This window comes from Acidimicrobiia bacterium, from assembly GCA_009694375.1.
Classification (GTDB): Bacteria; Actinomycetota; Acidimicrobiia; order Acidimicrobiales; family VFJN01; genus VFJN01.
Window position 1 is genome coordinate 183,575 of record SHVB01000003.1, and the last position, 15,771, is coordinate 199,345.

Annotated in this window: 18 protein-coding genes; 10 read left to right on the forward strand and 8 right to left on the reverse strand. The window is 65.0% G+C overall.

What is annotated here, in order from left to right:
* The first annotated feature begins 26 nt into the window (after nucleotides 1-26).
* Complete coding sequence (locus EXQ71_03780) at nucleotides 27-446, forward strand: hypothetical protein (protein ID MSO86627.1); 420 nt, start codon at nucleotides 27-29, stop codon at nucleotides 444-446.
* Here EXQ71_03780 and EXQ71_03785 read toward each other — a convergent pair.
* Together EXQ71_03785 and EXQ71_03790 are read right to left on the reverse strand one after the other, a co-directional pair.
* Nucleotides 433-2,061 (reverse strand): acyl-CoA synthetase, encoded by a 1,629-nt coding sequence (locus EXQ71_03785; GenBank protein ID MSO86628.1) that lies wholly within the window; start codon nucleotides 2,059-2,061, stop codon nucleotides 433-435. The two genes, EXQ71_03780 and EXQ71_03785, sit on opposite strands and share 14 nt — an antisense overlap.
* A gap of 10 nt (nucleotides 2,062-2,071) precedes the next feature.
* Nucleotides 2,072-3,010 (reverse strand): cyclase family protein, encoded by a 939-nt coding sequence (locus EXQ71_03790; GenBank protein MSO86629.1) that lies wholly within the window; start codon nucleotides 3,008-3,010, stop codon nucleotides 2,072-2,074.
* A 79-nt stretch (nucleotides 3,011-3,089) separates the two neighbouring features.
* On the opposite strand from EXQ71_03790, the gene EXQ71_03795 reads away from it, so the two are divergent.
* Nucleotides 3,090-4,439, forward strand: a complete 1,350-nt coding sequence (locus tag EXQ71_03795; GenBank protein ID MSO86630.1) for a carotenoid oxygenase — start codon at nucleotides 3,090-3,092, stop codon at nucleotides 4,437-4,439.
* A gap of 101 nt (nucleotides 4,440-4,540) precedes the next feature.
* Here EXQ71_03795 and EXQ71_03800 read toward each other — a convergent pair whose 3' ends face one another.
* Both EXQ71_03800 and EXQ71_03805 read right to left on the reverse strand, forming a co-directional pair.
* Nucleotides 4,541-4,741, reverse strand: a complete 201-nt coding sequence (locus EXQ71_03800) for a hypothetical protein (GenBank protein MSO86631.1) — start codon at nucleotides 4,739-4,741, stop codon at nucleotides 4,541-4,543.
* A gap of 96 nt (nucleotides 4,742-4,837) precedes the next feature.
* A complete protein-coding gene (locus tag EXQ71_03805; protein ID MSO86632.1) occupies nucleotides 4,838-5,848 on the reverse strand; it encodes a PAS domain S-box protein in 1,011 nt (336 codons plus the stop codon).
* Between the two features lie 284 nt (nucleotides 5,849-6,132).
* Here EXQ71_03805 and EXQ71_03810 point away from each other — a divergent pair, with 284 nt between their 5' ends.
* On the forward strand, nucleotides 6,133-6,333 hold the full coding sequence (locus EXQ71_03810; protein MSO86633.1) for a hypothetical protein: 201 nt from the start codon (nucleotides 6,133-6,135) through the stop codon (nucleotides 6,331-6,333).
* Between the two features lie 3 nt (nucleotides 6,334-6,336).
* Entirely contained in the window at nucleotides 6,337-6,510 is a 174-nt protein-coding gene (locus EXQ71_03815) for a response regulator transcription factor (GenBank protein MSO86634.1), read from the forward strand.
* A gap of 30 nt (nucleotides 6,511-6,540) precedes the next feature.
* Here the strand turns inward: EXQ71_03815 and EXQ71_03820 are convergent, their stop codons facing one another.
* The 3 genes from EXQ71_03820 to EXQ71_03830 form a co-directional block, all read right to left on the reverse strand.
* Nucleotides 6,541-7,620 (reverse strand): Zn-dependent alcohol dehydrogenase, encoded by a 1,080-nt coding sequence (locus EXQ71_03820; GenBank protein MSO86635.1) that lies wholly within the window; start codon nucleotides 7,618-7,620, stop codon nucleotides 6,541-6,543.
* A complete protein-coding gene (locus EXQ71_03825; protein MSO86636.1) occupies nucleotides 7,617-9,350 on the reverse strand; it encodes an amidohydrolase in 1,734 nt (577 codons plus the stop codon). Before EXQ71_03825 ends, EXQ71_03820 begins: the two co-directional genes overlap by 4 nt.
* Before the next feature lie 65 nt (nucleotides 9,351-9,415).
* Nucleotides 9,416-10,876 carry an aldehyde dehydrogenase family protein gene (locus EXQ71_03830; protein ID MSO86637.1) on the reverse strand — a complete coding sequence of 487 codons (1,461 nt, stop codon included), beginning with the start codon at nucleotides 10,874-10,876 and terminating at the stop codon, nucleotides 9,416-9,418.
* 91 nt (nucleotides 10,877-10,967) lie between these two features.
* Between EXQ71_03830 and EXQ71_03835 the strand changes: the two genes are divergently transcribed.
* The gene (locus EXQ71_03835; protein MSO86638.1) at nucleotides 10,968-11,519 is read left to right on the forward strand and encodes a hypothetical protein; all 552 of its coding nucleotides are present in this window, start codon (nucleotides 10,968-10,970) and stop codon (nucleotides 11,517-11,519) included.
* A gap of 10 nt (nucleotides 11,520-11,529) precedes the next feature.
* Here the strand turns inward: EXQ71_03835 and EXQ71_03840 are convergent, their stop codons facing one another.
* The gene (locus tag EXQ71_03840; GenBank protein ID MSO86639.1) at nucleotides 11,530-11,973 is read right to left on the reverse strand and encodes a nitroreductase family deazaflavin-dependent oxidoreductase; all 444 of its coding nucleotides are present in this window, start codon (nucleotides 11,971-11,973) and stop codon (nucleotides 11,530-11,532) included.
* 88 nt (nucleotides 11,974-12,061) lie between these two features.
* On the opposite strand from EXQ71_03840, the gene EXQ71_03845 reads away from it, so the two are divergent.
* The 5 genes from EXQ71_03845 to EXQ71_03865 all read left to right on the forward strand — a co-directional run.
* Nucleotides 12,062-12,622: an HAD family hydrolase gene (locus tag EXQ71_03845; protein MSO86640.1), complete on the forward strand. Its 561-nt coding sequence runs from the start codon at nucleotides 12,062-12,064 to the stop codon at nucleotides 12,620-12,622.
* Nucleotides 12,619-13,038 (forward strand): limonene-1,2-epoxide hydrolase, encoded by a 420-nt coding sequence (locus EXQ71_03850; GenBank protein MSO86641.1) that lies wholly within the window; start codon nucleotides 12,619-12,621, stop codon nucleotides 13,036-13,038. The genes EXQ71_03845 and EXQ71_03850 overlap by 4 nt, the downstream gene beginning before the upstream one ends.
* Before the next feature lie 34 nt (nucleotides 13,039-13,072).
* On the forward strand, nucleotides 13,073-14,287 hold the full coding sequence (locus EXQ71_03855; protein ID MSO86642.1) for an amidohydrolase: 1,215 nt from the start codon (nucleotides 13,073-13,075) through the stop codon (nucleotides 14,285-14,287).
* Between the two features lie 112 nt (nucleotides 14,288-14,399).
* Complete coding sequence (locus EXQ71_03860) at nucleotides 14,400-15,167, forward strand: hypothetical protein (protein MSO86643.1); 768 nt, start codon at nucleotides 14,400-14,402, stop codon at nucleotides 15,165-15,167.
* The coding region (locus EXQ71_03865; protein ID MSO86644.1) for an effector protein at nucleotides 15,164-15,771 on the forward strand (608 nt) is incomplete at its 3' end. The genes EXQ71_03860 and EXQ71_03865, both read left to right, overlap by 4 nt.

Genomic DNA, 15,771 nt, shown 5'->3' on the forward strand with positions numbered 1-15,771 from the left:
CATCGCCTGGCGGTACCGTTCTCCAGGTGCCCGACGTCCTCCTCGAGTTGCCCGGCGGCGACATCACCCCCTTGTTGGAGCACCTCGAGCACGCCGCCTTCATCAACCTGGGCCCGGGCGTGAACGCTGAACACGTGCCCGTTCGCAGTGGGCTGATGTCGATTTTTAGCAACCGCGGCCCCTCGGTTCCGCTGGCTACCTGGACTCCCGGGGAGATCGGGTTGCAACACGGCCTCGGCGGCCGGGCGGCCCCGTGGCTCTCCGACCATGGCTGTGCCGCTCTCACCGAATGGTATGTGGCCGCAGATAACCCACGACGCGGCCTCGTGCTCAAGACCTACGCCACCCCCGCCGCCGACACCATCACCTGGCTGGTGCGGGCCACCAACCTCGTGTGTCCCTTCGATGTGGTCTTCCCCTGGCAGGCCGTGGTCAGGACTCGCTAACGCCCCTCCCCGCCCGCTGCGTTCCGTGGGTGGCGGTAGCGACCGCCCAGCGGTAATCAGCCTTACCCGCCGGAGAGCGCATCACTCGGTCCACGACCACCAGATGCTTGGGCAGCTTGTAACCCGCCAACTGGCCCCGGCAGTGCGTCACGATCTCCTCCAGTGATGCCGAGGTACCGGGGGCAAACTGCACGACCGCGGTCACCACGCTCCCCCAACGCTCGTCAGGCACGCCCACCACCAGCACATCGGCCACCTCGGGATGCCCGTGGATGATCCCTTCGACCTCCTCGGGGTGCACCTTTTCGCCCCCCGTGTTGATAGAAGTGGACCCCCGGCCGAGCAGTTCCACCGAGCCGTCCTTGGCCACCTTGGCGAGGTCACCGGTGATCAGCCAACGCTCGCCGTCCACCATGAGAAACGTCGCTTCCGTCTTCACCGGATCGCGGTAGTACTCGAGGGGTAGCCGGCCGCCGGTAACGATGCGGCCCACCACCCCGTCACCGGGCACGACCGGCCGATCCTCGTCGTCGAGCACCAAAAACGGCTTGGAACCAGCGGTGGAAAACCGAATGGGTCCCGACGCCGGCACATCGTTGGCCCCCACCCTCGACGAGCCCTGGATGCCCGCCTCCGACGAACCAAAACCATCGGCCACCATCACGTTGGGGAATCGGTCCAGGATGCGCACCTTACAACCGGTAGACATCGGCGCCCCTCCGTTGGAGATAGCAAAGACGCTGGAGATGTCGGGGCGCTCCGGACCAGGCATGGCGTCCCAGGCGTCGAGCAAAGGCTTGGCTACCGCATCGCCCACGACGGTGAGCAGGTTCACCTTCTCCGCCGCCACGGTGCGCCAGACCTTCGCCGGATCGAGAGATCCCTCCATCAGCACGATGGTGCCCCCGGCAAAGAACCACATAAACGACGTCCACTGAGCGGCCGCGTGCATCAACGGCGCCAACGGTAGGTACGTCACGCCATCGCCGATGCGAGCCGGCAGTTCTCCCGGAGTGGTCACCTCCCCCTCCATCCGCATGGGGTCACCGCCCCCGATACAGGAGAAGAATGCGTCACCGTGACGCCACACCACCCCTTTCGGCAGACCCGTGGTGCCGCCGGTGTAGATGATGTAGTGGTCGTCATCGCCCCGTTCCGGTACGGAGGGCCGGGACGACGCCGACGCCATCAGAGCCGCCTCGTACATTTCGCCCGTCTCCAACGTCCACACCCGCTGATCAAGTTCCGGCAGGATCTGGGCGAGGACGGGTTGGTGCTGCGGACCGTGGAGCACCCCAACCGTGTCGCTGTCGTTCAGTAGATGGCGCAGTTCGCCCGCCACATAGCGATAACTCACGTTGATCGGGACAGCCCGAATCTTGAAGCAGGCCAGCATCGCCTCGATGTACTCGGCACAGTTCTCTAGGTAGAGGCCCACGTGATGGCCCGGCCCCACCCCTCGGCCCGTCAGGTGATGGGCCAATCGGTTAGCCCGCTCGTCGAGTTGGTTGTAGGTACGACGTTGCTCTCCCACCACAAGAGCCTCGCGATCCCCTACGGCATCAACGGCCATCTCCCAGAGATCGGCGAAATTGAAGGAGGCCGGGCCGCTCATGGGTGGTATCTCATTTGATGGCTACCGGGTTGACCGGTGCGCCAGTGCCCCCGGTGATGGGCTCAGGGTTAGCCACCAGCAACATCTCGTAGACGCCGTCGGCGGCGCAGTGGGTGGCGAGCGCCTCCAAATCGAAATTCTGCCCCTGGGTGAGGCCCATATCACGCAGTTGGATCATGTGAACCGGGAACATCAAGTCGGGGTCCTCGCAGGGATACACCTCCATCGTCAACGTATCGATCGCTACCGCCGCGATGTCATGGCGATGGAACCATCGGATGCTGCGCATGCTCAGACCGGGTTGGTCGCCGAGAAGATACCCCTCACGATCCTGGCGCTTGAAGTAGGTCATCTGCCCGGTGCGCACGAGGATGACGTCGCCCGGGTGGGGCTGAACCCCCGCCTGTTCCAGAGCCAGATCGAGATCTTCCTCGGTGATCGGATAGCCAGGGGGCAGGATCTCATGACCCAGAGCGCGGGGGACGTCCAACAGAATGGCCCGGCTCACAATATTCCTCACCTTGTGGATCCCGCATCGGGTGGCCCCGTTCTCGGCGGTAACACTCTCGGACGGAAAGCCGTTGTAGATAAAGCCTCCGTAGCTCACGTGCGCCAGACCGTCCCAGTGGGTACAGGACTGCAGACCCATGGTGATCGTGTCGTCGCTCCAGCAGGCCGTTGCGTCGGCATCACCGCCGGTGTAGTTGGCGTTGATGGCCACCATCGTGTGCAACGGATTGATACGGCCCGGGATCGTGCCAAGTTGCGGACCGTTGGCGTCGAGCCGAATAGCCAAGGGGATACGGACACCCGTGCGGGCGGCGGCGATGCCCCGCACGACGGCCGCTTCGTCGATCAGATTGAGGGTGCCGATCTCGTCGCCCTCACCCCAGCGACCCCAGTTGGATACCTCAGCCGCCAGATCGTGGAGTGCATTGGTCTGCGCCATAACATGGGTGTCTAGCCCACCTGGCCCCGCCCCGGGGACCGAACCAGCGGGCGCGATGGAACCACCCGAGGAGCCCGACATGGTCAGCACCCAGAACAAGTGGCTATCCGGGGCCTACGCCCCCATCGACGGTGACGTCACCGCCACCGAACTCGTGGTGGAGGGAACGCTCCCGGAAGAACTCGAGGGCCGCTATCTGCGCAATGGCCCGAACCCGATTACTGCGGTGAACCCCGCCACCCACCACTGGTTTGCCGGGGACGGCATGGTGCATGGGCTTCGACTCGGCGGCGGACGAGCGGACTGGTACCGCGCCCGCATGGTGCGCTCCACCAGGGTTAGCGAACTTCTCGGGGAGATTCCGGCCCCCGGCGAGCGCCACGCCAACATGGATACCGCCAACACCAACGTGATCGGCTTGGGCGGCCAGACCTTTGCCCTCGTGGAAGCCGGTGCCCGCCCCGTCGAATTGACCTACGCCCTCGAGACCGTTCAGCACTCCGACTTCGCCGGTGGTCTCCCCCACGGTTACAGCGCCCACCCCAAGGTGGACCCCGTGACCGGCGACCGCCACGCCATCTCCTACCACTGGAGCATCCCGCACCTCGAGTACTCCGTCATCAGCGGCGATGGCGTGGTGAAGCACCTATCGCCCGTCGAGGTGTCCGATGGACCAATGGTGCACGACTGCTCGATCACGGCTCGATGGGTCGTGGTCTACGACCTGCCGGTGACCTTCAATCTCGACGCCGCCGTGCAAGGCGGTGGGTTCCCCTACTCCTGGAGTGAGGATCGAACCGCCCGCATCGGGCTCATCCCCCTCGGTGGTTCGGGTTCCGAGGTGCGCTGGTTTGAGGTGGCCCCGTGCTACGTGTTCCATGCCCTCAACGCCCATGACCAAGGCGACACGGTGGTGATCGACATCGTCCGCTACGACCGGATGTTCGATGCCCAAGCGCTCGGCCCGGATGACGATGCGCCGCTGCTGTGGCGCTGGCGAATCGATACCGTCACCGGCAGGGTGCACGAGCAGCAGCTGAGCGATCAGCCGCTGGAGTTCCCGCGGGTGGACGAGCGAGTGGTCGGTCGCCAACATCGTTGGGGTTATGGCTCTGAAGTCCGTCGCCGAGATCAGGACAACAGTTTCGGCGGAAACCTGATCCGCATCGATGGCCCATCGGGTGACCTCCTACGCGTCGAGTTAGGACCAGGCCGAGCGGCGGGCGAATGGGTCATGGTCCCGCGCCATGTCACCGCCGCCGAGGACGACGGTTGGCTCATGAGTTTCGTGCACGACACCGCTACGCAGCGCAGCGAACTGCTGGTGCTCTCCGCCTTGGACCCGACCGGCGACCCGGTTGCGCGCGTGCAACTACCCAACCGCGTGCCGCTTGGCTTCCATGGCAACTGGGTACCCGACACCGCCTAATCCGCGCCACCCCCCGACCCGCCGAGAATCGCTCGGCGTTGTCCCCCTGCCGCTGGAGCGCCGTCCCAATCGAGCGGATCAGTACCTCATCGGAAACGGTCTCACCCAGAACGGATCGAACCGGGTCGACGCAACATCGCCGGGGTCCGACAGCAAGACGAGCGGGAGATCAAACTCCACTCCGGCGCTGTGCCCCCCTCCCGGCTACCGGAATCAGGCACGGTGACGTCGCTCACCACCAGACCCACTCGGTGACCCTCCTGATCGATAGCCGCCAGGGCGTCGGTGTCAGTGGACGCCATGATTGCCTCGTAGCCATGGTCGCGAAGCATAGAAACGACGCTCAGTCACTCGGCCGTGGGCTCAGCGACGATCAAGATCGTCAGCAACGCGAGGGCCTAGCCCGGCCGATCGAAGCGCGCCAAGGCGTCGAGGGCGGGAAGGACCAAACGAACACTGGTACCGCCGCCCACCACGGAATGTAGTTCCACCGTCCCCAGGTTGTGCTCGGCGAATTCCCGCACCGCCGCCAACCCAATGGGTCGCCCTCCTGTGCCCGCGTTGGCGGTGGACGACGGCAGAAAGGCTTGCGCCACGGCTTGAGCAGATATGTCTCGCCTCCCGTCGGTCATGGAGAGTCTCACCGCCGGCGGATAGTCCGCTCCCCCAGCATGCGGTTCTGACCCGGTGGCGATGGTTAAGTCCCCCCCTTCGGGCATGGCCTCGCGCGCGTTCACCGCCATGCACAGGAGGGCCTGGTCCAGTTCCCGTCGATCGACCATCACCCATAGGGGAGCGAGGGCCAGGTCAAGCCGCACCACGATGTCGTCGCCCACGGCTTGAGCCAACGTCTCCGCCGAAGTCCACACCACCTCGTTCACGTCGGTCGGCTCCGCCCTACTCGAAGCCACCCGCGCGTAGTTGACGATCTGCTGGGAAAGACCAGCCGCAGCGGCGACGGACTGCTGGAGCTCCCTCAGATTGGCTAACCCCGCTGAGTCGGTGATGGACGCTTCGAGGCCTGCCGCCCGGTCCAGGATGACCGACATCACGTTGATGAAGTCACCGGAAATTTCTGTGGCGGCTTGACCGAGCCTTACCAATCGGTCGTCATGCCGAGTGCCGCGAGACGCCACTCGAAAGTCGCTCGTTGGGTTCGTGCTCGAATCCCCAACTTTCGACAGCAGACCGATGAAGTAGCGATCCCCTTCTCTGGTTTCCAAGACAGTGATGGTCACGTCAACCAGGAACGAACTCCCGTCGAACCGCTGGGTGGTCAGACGAATGCTCGCCGCACGCCCTTCGCGCAATTGGCGGGTGACAAAACCGGCGTGCTGATTTATCGCCTCCGGCGACAAAAAATTGTAGATTTTACGACCCGCCAAGTCCGCCTCGGCCCAACCAGACATCTCCGCCGCGCCGTCGCTGACGAAGACGACCAGTCCCCCGAGTCGATCACCATGACGGCGGCCGGGAGTTCTTGGAGGACTAATCTAAGCACAGCATTCGGTAGCACCAAACCACCTCGGTGAGCATCCCGCCGCCTTCGGTGACATTATGCCGCGACAGAGGGCATCGCACCCACCCAGATGTAAACCGTAAACATGAAAACGGGATCGAGCCTCAAGACCGGCACCCCTATTGCCCTTAGCGGAGGCGATGACCTCGCTAAACATCGCCGACACATCTGCCGATGGCGCATGGTGCGCAGGAGTTGGGCTTCGTGATCACCCACTCTGACTCCACTCACACCGATCCTCGGACTGCTCGCCTCGAACAGCACCTCCGCCACATCGCCCAAGAACGAGAAGCCGCTGGCCTTGATGTCCGCACCGATGCCGGACTCGACGTGACCCTGGTGCCGGGAGCCGAGGAACTCTCACCCCGACAGTGAGAAGTGCTGCGACGCATGCTGCGCGGCGAGCGGGTGCCCGGAATCGCCCGAGATCTCTTCATCAGCGCCAGCACGGTGCGCAACCGCCCCACGGCGATCTTTGCCAAGGTCGGTGTTCACTCCCAAGAGGAACTCCTCGCTCGCCTGCGGGCTACCCCCGCCCCGTGGGCATCGTGACCACCCCCACCAGCGCCGCTTGATCCCGGCCTAGGAGAGGGAAAGAACCCCGCGATTCAGTATCCCCGCATGCATGTCGTTCAGCGCCTGTTGGATGTCGGCGAGGTCATACACCTTGCTCACCATCTCATCGAGTTGGAGCCGGCCATCGAGATAAAAGTTCACGAACATGGGAATGTCGTGATGGGGGCGAGTGCTCCCGTAGCGGCATCCCATGATCGACTTATCGTTATAGAGGGTGTTCACCACAAAACTGGCCTCGGTGCCAAATGCAGGAACGCCCAACAGAATGCACTGACCGCCCCAATCAAGCAGATCGATCGCCTGGCCGATCAGCGCCCGACTCCCCACGCACTCGAAGGCGTGGTCGACCCCGTTTGGCAACCCGAGGTCCTTCACGGCCTGCACCAACTCGCCGTCGCCGGTAAGGGTGGAACCATCGAGGAAGTCCGTCGCTCCAAACTGACGAGCCACGGCTTCCTTGCCAGGATTGGCATCGATCACCACGATGCGCCCCGCCGCGCTGATGCGAGCGGCCTGAATCACGGACTGTCCGATACCACCGGCCCCGATGACTACCACCGTCTGACCTGGTTGCACCTTGGCTCGGTTGAGGACCGCCCCTGCCCCGGTGACAACCGCACAACCGATGAGACAGGCGGCGGTAAGAGGCATCTCCTTGGGGATCACCACGGCTTGGCTCTCAGCCACCACGGTGCGCTCGGTGAACACACCGGCGTTGGCAAACTGAAACGCCTTTTCTCCGCCCACGGTGAAGGGACGAGTCAACTTGCCCATCGTGTCGCGACAACGCGTGGGTTGCCCGCGATCGCAGGCGTCGCAAAGACCACAACTGCCGAGCGTGGTGAGAACCACATGGTCACCTAGCTGAACCTTGCGCACCGCCGACCCGATCTCCTCCACCACCCCGGCGCCCTCATGCCCTAACACCACCGGAGTAGGGAAGGGGATGGTGCCGTTCAAGACCGACACATCGGAGTGACACAAACCGGCGTTGATGATCCGCACCACGACCTCGTGAGGACGCGGGCCGCGCACCTCGACGTCGTCGCGCACCTCCAATTCGCCGGTCCACACGAGCCCTCTCATGTCGGGCTCAAAACATGACCCGGCAGACCGGCATCACTTTGCAACTCACCGTCGATCACGATGGGCACACCGTTGACGATCGTGGCGTGCACACCACGAGGTTTCGATGTCCAGCGAGCGGCACCATTCGGGAAGTCATGGGCGAGTACTTTCTGATCAGGACCCACCGTATCGGGGTCGAAAATCATGATGTCGGCGGCATAGCCGGTAAGGAGGAGGCCGCGGTCATTCAGGCCGCAGAGCGTAGCGGGGACCGCGGTGATCTGGCGGACTCCCTCCTCGAGGGTGAACCCACCCCATTCGCGCACCCAGTACTGGAGGAACCAACTGTGGGCCTCAGCGCCGTCGTCACGATCCAGGTGGGCCCCCCCATCAGAGGTACCCACGATCATGTGCGGGTCGTCTTGAGCCATCTTGGTGCCCTCGATCCACTCAGGCGTTTCGGTCTTCCAAACGAACTCCACCGCCAGGTTTTCCGAGGCGGCGATGTCGAGGAACGCATCGGTGGGATGCACCCCCCGCTCGGCGGCGATGTCCACCAGGGAGCGGCCGAGGAGGTGTTCGTTTTCTGATGTCGTCACCTTGTTCACCTGCAGCATGGCCCACCCGGGCGGGGGCAATGTGGGGCCCAAGTCGGCATCACGATTTGGATCATCTACCGAATCCCGTGCCGCCGCCCGGAAGTCGGGGTTAGCCATGAGAGCCAAGCGCTCGGTCACGGTGGTGGCCTCGGTAAAGAGGCGATTGAGCGCCAGGGCGCCTTCATAGAGCTTCGTGCCGGTGGCCAGGTCGAAGGTTCGGTTGAACGGCTTCGACATCGCCATCGAATACACCGCCGCCCCCCGACTGGTGGCTTCGTCGACGAAGCGCTTGGCGTTGTCCCATCCGGCCGTGGGCGCATCCACCTTGGAGCGCGCCCCGAGCCCCTGAATGATCACCGGCATCCGCGATAGCAGCGACAGTTCGATGAGAAGTTCCTCATCGTCGGCGGTAATACCCCCCACCGCCGAGCCCGGAAGATAGGCAATCGAGCCACTCCCCGAGCGCCCCGTCGCCGCCGCCAATGTGCGCAACTCATCAAAACTGGAGAGCCGAGAAGGAACGGGGCGGTCGGCCGAATCGAAGTGAGTGGGTGAGTGCGTGGAACTGAATCCCGCCGCCCCCGCCGCCATCGCCTCCCGCACGATCTGAGCCATTTGCTCGATCTCCTCGGGGGTGGCGGCCCGCTCCTGAGCGGCCTCCCCCATCACATAACGACGCAGGGCACAATGGCCGATGTAGAACGCCGCATTGATCCCGATCTTCCCGCGCATCGCCTCGAGAAACTCGGGGAAACTCTCGAAGGTGTCTACCGGGATGCCCTCGAGCGCACTGGCATCCATACCCTCAACCCGGGCAAACAACTGGATCAGCCAGGGCCCATCACCAGGCTTGAGGGGGGCCACCGAAAAACCGCAGTTGCCCGCTACCACCGTGGTGACACCGTGGTAGCAACTCGACGTGCCGTAGGGCTCGAAGGTGAGTTGCGGGTCGTAGTGCGTATGGGGATCGATGATTCCAGGGGCCACCACCCGTCCGGTGGCATCGATCACGCGATCACCCTCGACGGCAGCGATGAACCCGACCGCGGCGATGCGCCCGTCTTTGATACCCACATCGGCGCGGCGACGCGGCAACCCCGTTCCGTCCACCACGGTCCCGTTGGTAATCACCAGATCGAATGAGGCCATAGCAGCAGACTAGAACACGTTCTAGTAGCGCGTCAGTCCCGACGCGACCACCGGGGGCTTCGGCGCTAGCCGGGCCAGACGATGGACTGCAGTTCGCTGTAGGCCTGCAGGCCAAAACTGCCGCCATCGCGACCGACCCCGCTCATCTTGAAGCCGCCAAAGGGCGCCTCGTGATTCCGCTGAGCCGTGTTCAGGCCCACGCAGCCGGTGCGGAGTTGCCGGGCCACCCGCAGGGCACGGGTGGTGTCGGAGGAGAACACGTAGTCGTACAAGCCAAACTCGGTGCCGTTGGCAATCGCCACCGCTTCGTCCTCGTCATCGAAGGGGACCACCACTACCACCGGGCCGAAGAACTCCTGCAAGACGGCGGCATTGTTCGGTCGACACCCTGCGATGAGGGTGGGCGCCACATAGAAACCGGTTTCGAAATCGGGGCGTTGGCCACCGGCGATGAGTTCGCCACCCTGCTCCACACCGGTCTGAATGAGCGCCTCCACCCGGTCTCGCTGCACCGCCGAGATCAACGGGCCCACCACGGTGTCGCGGGCCAGCGGATCGCCCACCTTGAGGCGACCGGCGGCGGCGGCCAAGCCCGCCACCACCTGGTCATACACCCCGCGCTGCGCAATGACACGCGTCGGGGCCGTGCAGATCTGACCACTGTGGAAGGCCCACACGCTAGCAATCGTGCCGATGGTGGTCTTGAGGTCGGCGTCGTCGAACACGATGCCTGCCCCCTTGCCCCCCAGTTCAAGCAAGAGGCGCTTCATGCCCCGGCCCGCCACTTCCCCAATCGCCTGACCCACGGGGGTGGAGCCGGTAAAACTCACCATGTCGACGTGGTCCGAGGCCACTAGCGCCTGCCCGGCTTCCGGGCCCGAACCGGTAACAACGTTGACCACCCCGGGCGGGAAGCCTGCTGCATCGAGGATCTCGCCAAACACCGTCACCGCCAGCGGATCCTGCGGTGCCGGTTTCACAATCACCGTATTCCCCATCGCCAAGGCCGGGCCGATCTTGCCGGCCATGTTCACGATCGGGAAGTTGTACGGGGTGATGCACGCCACCACCCCCACCGGTTGGCGCACCGCAATCGCGCTCATAAGCCCACCGGCCGCCAGCGCGGTGGCCGGCATCTCACCGGGCGGCAGCGCCATGGTGGTGGGCTCCATCGCACCCCGGGCGTAACGGCGAAAACGCTCGACACAGGTGGGCACCTGCATGGTGGAAGCCACCCGTTGGGTAGCCCCCGTTTCGGCCTGGACCAGGGGAATCAGCTCATCCATCCGCTCGCGCAACAGGTCGGCCGCATTGTTCAGTAGGGCCGACCGCTCCTCGGGCTTCGTTCGACTCCAGGCCGGAAAAGCCGCCGCCGCAGCCTCGGCGGCGGCCGTGACCTGGGCCAGGGAAGCCTCGGGAGCCTGCCCCACCACCGTCTCGGTGGCGGGGTTGATGATGTCGTAGGACCCACCGTCGCCGGCCACCCGTTCACCGTTGATGAGCAGCCTGAACTTTGCGGTCGACATAGTCCACCCTAGAACGCGCCCCACGGAGGTGTCAGGTGCGGCCGCTCCTCCTGCCCTCGCCCGTAGACCGGAGATCCCTAGAATGTTTCCGATGCTGGCATACCGCTCCTGGGCTCTCCTCCTTGTTGCGCTGGCGCTAGGCCCGGCCGTGGCGGGCTGTGGCTCCCGACCGGCCACCATCACCGTCGACCGGCCGGTACCCCCCTCCACGTTCCCGGTGCTCGATGGCCCGGCGCTCTGCGACCGGATACCCCCGGCGCTGGTGGCCACGAGCCTTGGGCTGGATATCACCGGTGCCACCGCATCCGATAGCGACCGCACCCCCGAGTGCACCTACGCGTTTCAATCCGCTAGCGGCAGCGAGTCGAGCGTGTCTATCGCCTCGCTGGACGCGGCGGCACTCGGCGGGGAGAACGCCTTCGACTTCGTCGCCGCCGACATCCGCGATGCTGGCAACGATCCTGACGGCACCGAGATGAAAGTGGCCGCCGGCGACCGGGCCGTCCGGTTTACAAACTTGGCTACTCACCTCGCCATCGTCGCCAACGCCGGTTATCTGGAACTGGTGATCGTGCCGGCTGCGGCCAGCCCTGCCGAGGTGGACACGCTTCTCGTCGCGGTGGCCAACGCGCTGGCGGAGTGACGCCCCGCCGTCAGGACCGTGGGGTGCAAATCACCACAGGAATGTCGCGCTCCGTGCGCTTTTGATACCCGGCGTAGCCCTTGTAGGCGGCCACGATGGTCGGCCAGAGTTCGGCCTTCTCCTCCACCGAAGCGGTTCGGGCCACCATCTTGGTGGTCTCCCCGTGACGAGTGATCTCCACCTTCGGCTCGGCCACGAGGTTGTGGTACCAGTCGGGGTGGCGATCGTCGCCACCTTTCGAGGCAATCAACACGACGTGGTCGTTGTCGAGGATCGGTGCGGTGAGCATCACGGAACGGCGTTGACCAGAACGCTGACCCGTGGTGTGTAACTCCACCGCCGCCATGCCCCCCATGTCCCATCCGAGGCGACCGCCACTGACCTTCAGCACCGACTTGTGCACCACATTCATTCCCTTGGTCACGACATCGATGAAGGTTTGCGAAGCAGGCATGGCTCCATCGTAGGGGTCGGATTCGCTTCACCCACCGAACCGGTGACGCCGCCTCGCCGCGGCCGAGCGGGTCGGGCACAATGCAGCGGTGCCCCTCACGCCCCTCTTCGATTTCGACGGGACGTTGGTGAACTCCGATGCTGCGCTCATCGCGCCGTTCCTGGCCCTGGGCCTCGATGCCCACGCCGTGCCCCCCCTCGGCCTGCCCTTGGCTCAGGCTTGCGCACAAGCCGGCATCACCGTGGAGGCATACCTCGATCACTACGACCCAGCCGCCGCCGCTCCCTTTACCGGCATCACCGACGTCCTGGGCCAACTCGCCTCCTGGGGGCTGGCGTCCAACAAAGACCGAACCTCTGGCCGGAGCGAACTGGCGCGTCTCGGATGGGCGCCGAGGGCCGCCTGGTTCTCCGATGACTTCGGTGGGGCCGAGAAACAGTTGGCCCCGGTACTCGCCGCCATGGGGCTGCCGGCGGCTGAGGCGATCTACATCGGCGATACTTCTCATGATCGTGACTGCGCAACCCGCGTCGGCGTACGGTTCGCACTGGCAGGATGGAACCCCCGGGCTCGAGCCGGTGCCCTACCCAGTGATCACATCCTCCACCACCCCGCCGACCTGCTGGAGCTGTTACGGAGCCACCCATGACCACCGCCACTTCCGAAATTGAACTCGTGCAACAATTCCTGGCCGCTCTCGAACGCCTCGACATCGATGCCGCGGTCGAGTTCCTCGATCCCGCCATCGTGTATCAGAACGTGCCGATCCCCCCGGCGCGCGGCCGGGCTGCGGTGGAGAAGCAACTCCGGTGGCTCGGCCGCTACGGACGGGGCTTCGAGGTGCAGTGGCACAACGTGGCCGCCAACGGGCCGATCGTGCTCACTGAGCGAACCGATGTCTTGACCTTCGGGTCGGTACGGGCCGCCTTTTGGGTGTGCGGCACCTTCGAGGTGCGCGACGGGCGCATCGTGTTGTGGCGCGACCGCTTCGATGTAGCCGATGTGGTGTGGTCGTTCCTGCGGGGGACCGCCCGGGCTCTGCTTCCCCGCGCCACCGGCAACTAGAACCGGTTCAAGTCGCCGGTCCTATGATTAGCAGATGACTGCAGACCTCCCCCTCATCATCTCGGTCGACGATCACGTGGTGGAGCCACCCACCCTCTGGACCGACCGCCTCCCCCTCAGCTACCGCGACCGTGCCCCCCGCGTGGAGCGCGACACCGCCACCTTCAACTTCGAAGGCGGGGTCTTCTCCTACGAAAAGGGGGTCAAGGGCGGCGAGCCGTGCGATTGGTGGATCTACGACGACCTGATCTATCCGCTCCCGAAACTCAGTGCCGCCTTGGACTTTGAAGACATCGACGTCACCCCGGTTACCTACGACCAGATCCGTCCCGGCTGCTGGATCCAAAAGGACCGGCTCATCGACATGACGGCGAACCACGTTGAGGCCTCCATCTGCTTCCCCAACACCCTCCCGCGGTTCTGCGGCCAGACCTTTTACGAGCGCGAGGACAAAGATCTCGCCCTGCTCTGTGTGCAGGCCTACAACGACTGGATGATCGATGAGTGGTGCGCCGGGGATGGCCAGGGGCGCCTCATCCCGCTCGGCATGGTGCCGCTGTGGGACCCCCACCTCGCGGCGGCCGAAGTGCGGCGCAATGCGCTACGCGGCTGCTTCGCGGTGACGTTCTCGGAGAACCCGTATCCCCTGGGCCTGCCATCGGTGCACGACAAGGGCCGTTACTGGGACCCGTTCTTTCAGGCCTGCCAGGACACCGGCACCGTGGTGTGCATGCACATCGGCTCATCGTCGCGTATGCCGGCCACCTCGCCCGATGCGCCCTTCATCGTGAGTTCCACCCTTACCTTCTCCAACGCCATGGGCTCGATGCTCGACTACATCTTCTCGGGCACGCTGGAGCGCTTCCCCACCCTTGTGATCGCCTACTCGGAGGGTCAGGTTGGTTGGATGCCCTACGTCATTGAGCGGGCCGACAAACTCTGGGCCGAGCGAGGCGACAATTCCTTCGGGACCAGTCTCCCGAATAAGCCATCGAGCTACATCCACCACCGCATCTACGGGTGCGTCTTCGACGACGAGATCGGCCTCCAGAACCGCGACATCATCGGCATGGACCAAATCTGCTTCGAGACCGACTACCCCCATGCCGACAGCACCTTCCCGCACTCCAAAAAAGTGGCCGAGAGAATCTGTGCCCAGGCCGGCCTCTCCGAGGAAGAAACCTGGAAGTTCGTACGCGGTAACGCCATCCGGGCGTTTGGTCTTGAGCGCTACGGCATCACCTCCTAACCAGCCCACCTGATGTGGGTTCGTGGCCAGAGGCGCACCGGGGCCGGGCCGCCAACCTCGGACTGGAGACCTGGGACCGGGAGCCGGTGCTTGGGTCGTAGGATCCCGCGCCATGAACGACATCGGGGGTGAGGTGCGGTTGGGATCGATGCTCTTCACCCTGGTGGAGCCCCACCGGGGCCACGAAGTGGCCTACAACCGCTGGTACGAGCGCGATCACTTCTACGCGGGTTGCATGGTGGGGCCGTGGCTGTTCGCCGGGCGCCGTTTCGTAGCCACGGCACCCCTCAAAGACCTCCGCTTCGGCACCGACGCCCACCGGTTCGGTGGCATCGCCGCCGGCTCGTATGTGGCCGTCTACTGGATCCTCGATGGGCACCACGACGACCACGTCGACTGGGCCCTCCGGCAGGTGCACTGGCTGCACGCCAACGGTCGGATGTTCGCCGAGCGCGATCACATCCACACCCTCATGTACCGCCACGCCTTCACCGCCGCCGAGGAAAACTCCGTGCCCGCCGAACTCGCCCTCGATCACCCCTTCCGCGCCATGACCGCCACGCTGGTGCGTCCTGGTGGGGGCGTAACCGCTGAATCGTTGGGCGCCTACCTACACACAAGGTTCCACCCCGAACTCGACGTGGGCTTCACCCCCATTCCACTACCGGCCGACGCGCCAGTAGCCCAGCAGGGCCAAGAGGGCCTGGAAGACTGCCTGCTCACCCTGTCCTTCACCACCACCGATCCGGCTACCGCTCACCACGAACGGCAAGCGGCGGCGCGCCTCCTCCATGACGATGGAGTGGCCGAAGTGCTCTGGTCGGCCCCGTTCATCCCCACCCTCCCCGGCACCGATACCTACACCGGCGACCTTTGGTGAACCCCTTCCCCCACCTGTTTGCCCCCGGAGCAATCGGGTCCTTGGCGCTGCGCAATCGCATCGCCATGTGCCCCATGGGGGTGAACCTGGGCGAGCCCGACGGCACCGTCGGCGATGCTCAAGCGGCGTGGTTCGAGGCACGGGCACGCGGTGGAACCGGCCTGATCATTGTGGGTTCGGTGGCCGTGGCGTATCCCACCGCGTCATTCGACCGGCGCCAGATCGCCGCCTCCGACGATGCCCAACTCCCGGGGCTAACGCGCCTCACCCGCGATGTCCATCGCCACGGCGCCGTGGTGGCCGCCCAACTCGTACACGGCGGAGGCAACAGCCTCCTCGACATCGCCGAGGGCCGCCCGCTTCTCGTGCCATCGAAGAAGCGCCCCGAACCTCCCGACGCGCTGTCGGCGATGGTGACCGCCGAGGAATCAGCCGGGATGATGGCGCCCTTCGCCTCCCCCACCGCCGCCTACCGCGTACAACCGGCCCGCGACGACGACCTGGCCTGGGTCGTGGACCGCTTCGTGGAATCGGCCGTGCGCGTGAAAGCGGCCGGCTTCGACGCCATCGAACTGCACGCCGGCCACGGCTACCTGCTCCATGC

Coding starts and splice junctions, on each gene's coding strand:
- EXQ71_03785 (MSO86628.1), bottom strand. CDS start 2,061: ATGAGCGGCCCGGCCTCCTTCAATTTCGCCGATCTCTGGGAGATGGCC.
- EXQ71_03840 (MSO86639.1), bottom strand. CDS start 11,973: ATGCCTGCTTCGCAAACCTTCATCGATGTCGTGACCAAGGGAATGAAT.
- EXQ71_03825 (MSO86636.1), bottom strand. CDS start 9,350: ATGGCCTCATTCGATCTGGTGATTACCAACGGGACCGTGGTGGACGGA.
- EXQ71_03790 (MSO86629.1), bottom strand. CDS start 3,010: ATGGCGCAGACCAATGCACTCCACGATCTGGCGGCTGAGGTATCCAAC.
- EXQ71_03835 (MSO86638.1), top strand. CDS start 10,968: ATGCTGGCATACCGCTCCTGGGCTCTCCTCCTTGTTGCGCTGGCGCTA.
- EXQ71_03800 (MSO86631.1), bottom strand. CDS start 4,741: ATGGCGTCCACTGACACCGACGCCCTGGCGGCTATCGATCAGGAGGGT.
- EXQ71_03805 (MSO86632.1), bottom strand. CDS start 5,848: ATGTCTGGTTGGGCCGAGGCGGACTTGGCGGGTCGTAAAATCTACAAT.
- EXQ71_03860 (MSO86643.1), top strand. CDS start 14,400: ATGAACGACATCGGGGGTGAGGTGCGGTTGGGATCGATGCTCTTCACC.
- EXQ71_03855 (MSO86642.1), top strand. CDS start 13,073: ATGACTGCAGACCTCCCCCTCATCATCTCGGTCGACGATCACGTGGTG.
- EXQ71_03820 (MSO86635.1), bottom strand. CDS start 7,620: ATGAGAGGGCTCGTGTGGACCGGCGAATTGGAGGTGCGCGACGACGTC.
- EXQ71_03810 (MSO86633.1), top strand. CDS start 6,133: ATGGCGCATGGTGCGCAGGAGTTGGGCTTCGTGATCACCCACTCTGAC.
- EXQ71_03830 (MSO86637.1), bottom strand. CDS start 10,876: ATGTCGACCGCAAAGTTCAGGCTGCTCATCAACGGTGAACGGGTGGCC.
- EXQ71_03850 (MSO86641.1), top strand. CDS start 12,619: ATGACCACCGCCACTTCCGAAATTGAACTCGTGCAACAATTCCTGGCC.
- EXQ71_03795 (MSO86630.1), top strand. CDS start 3,090: ATGGTCAGCACCCAGAACAAGTGGCTATCCGGGGCCTACGCCCCCATC.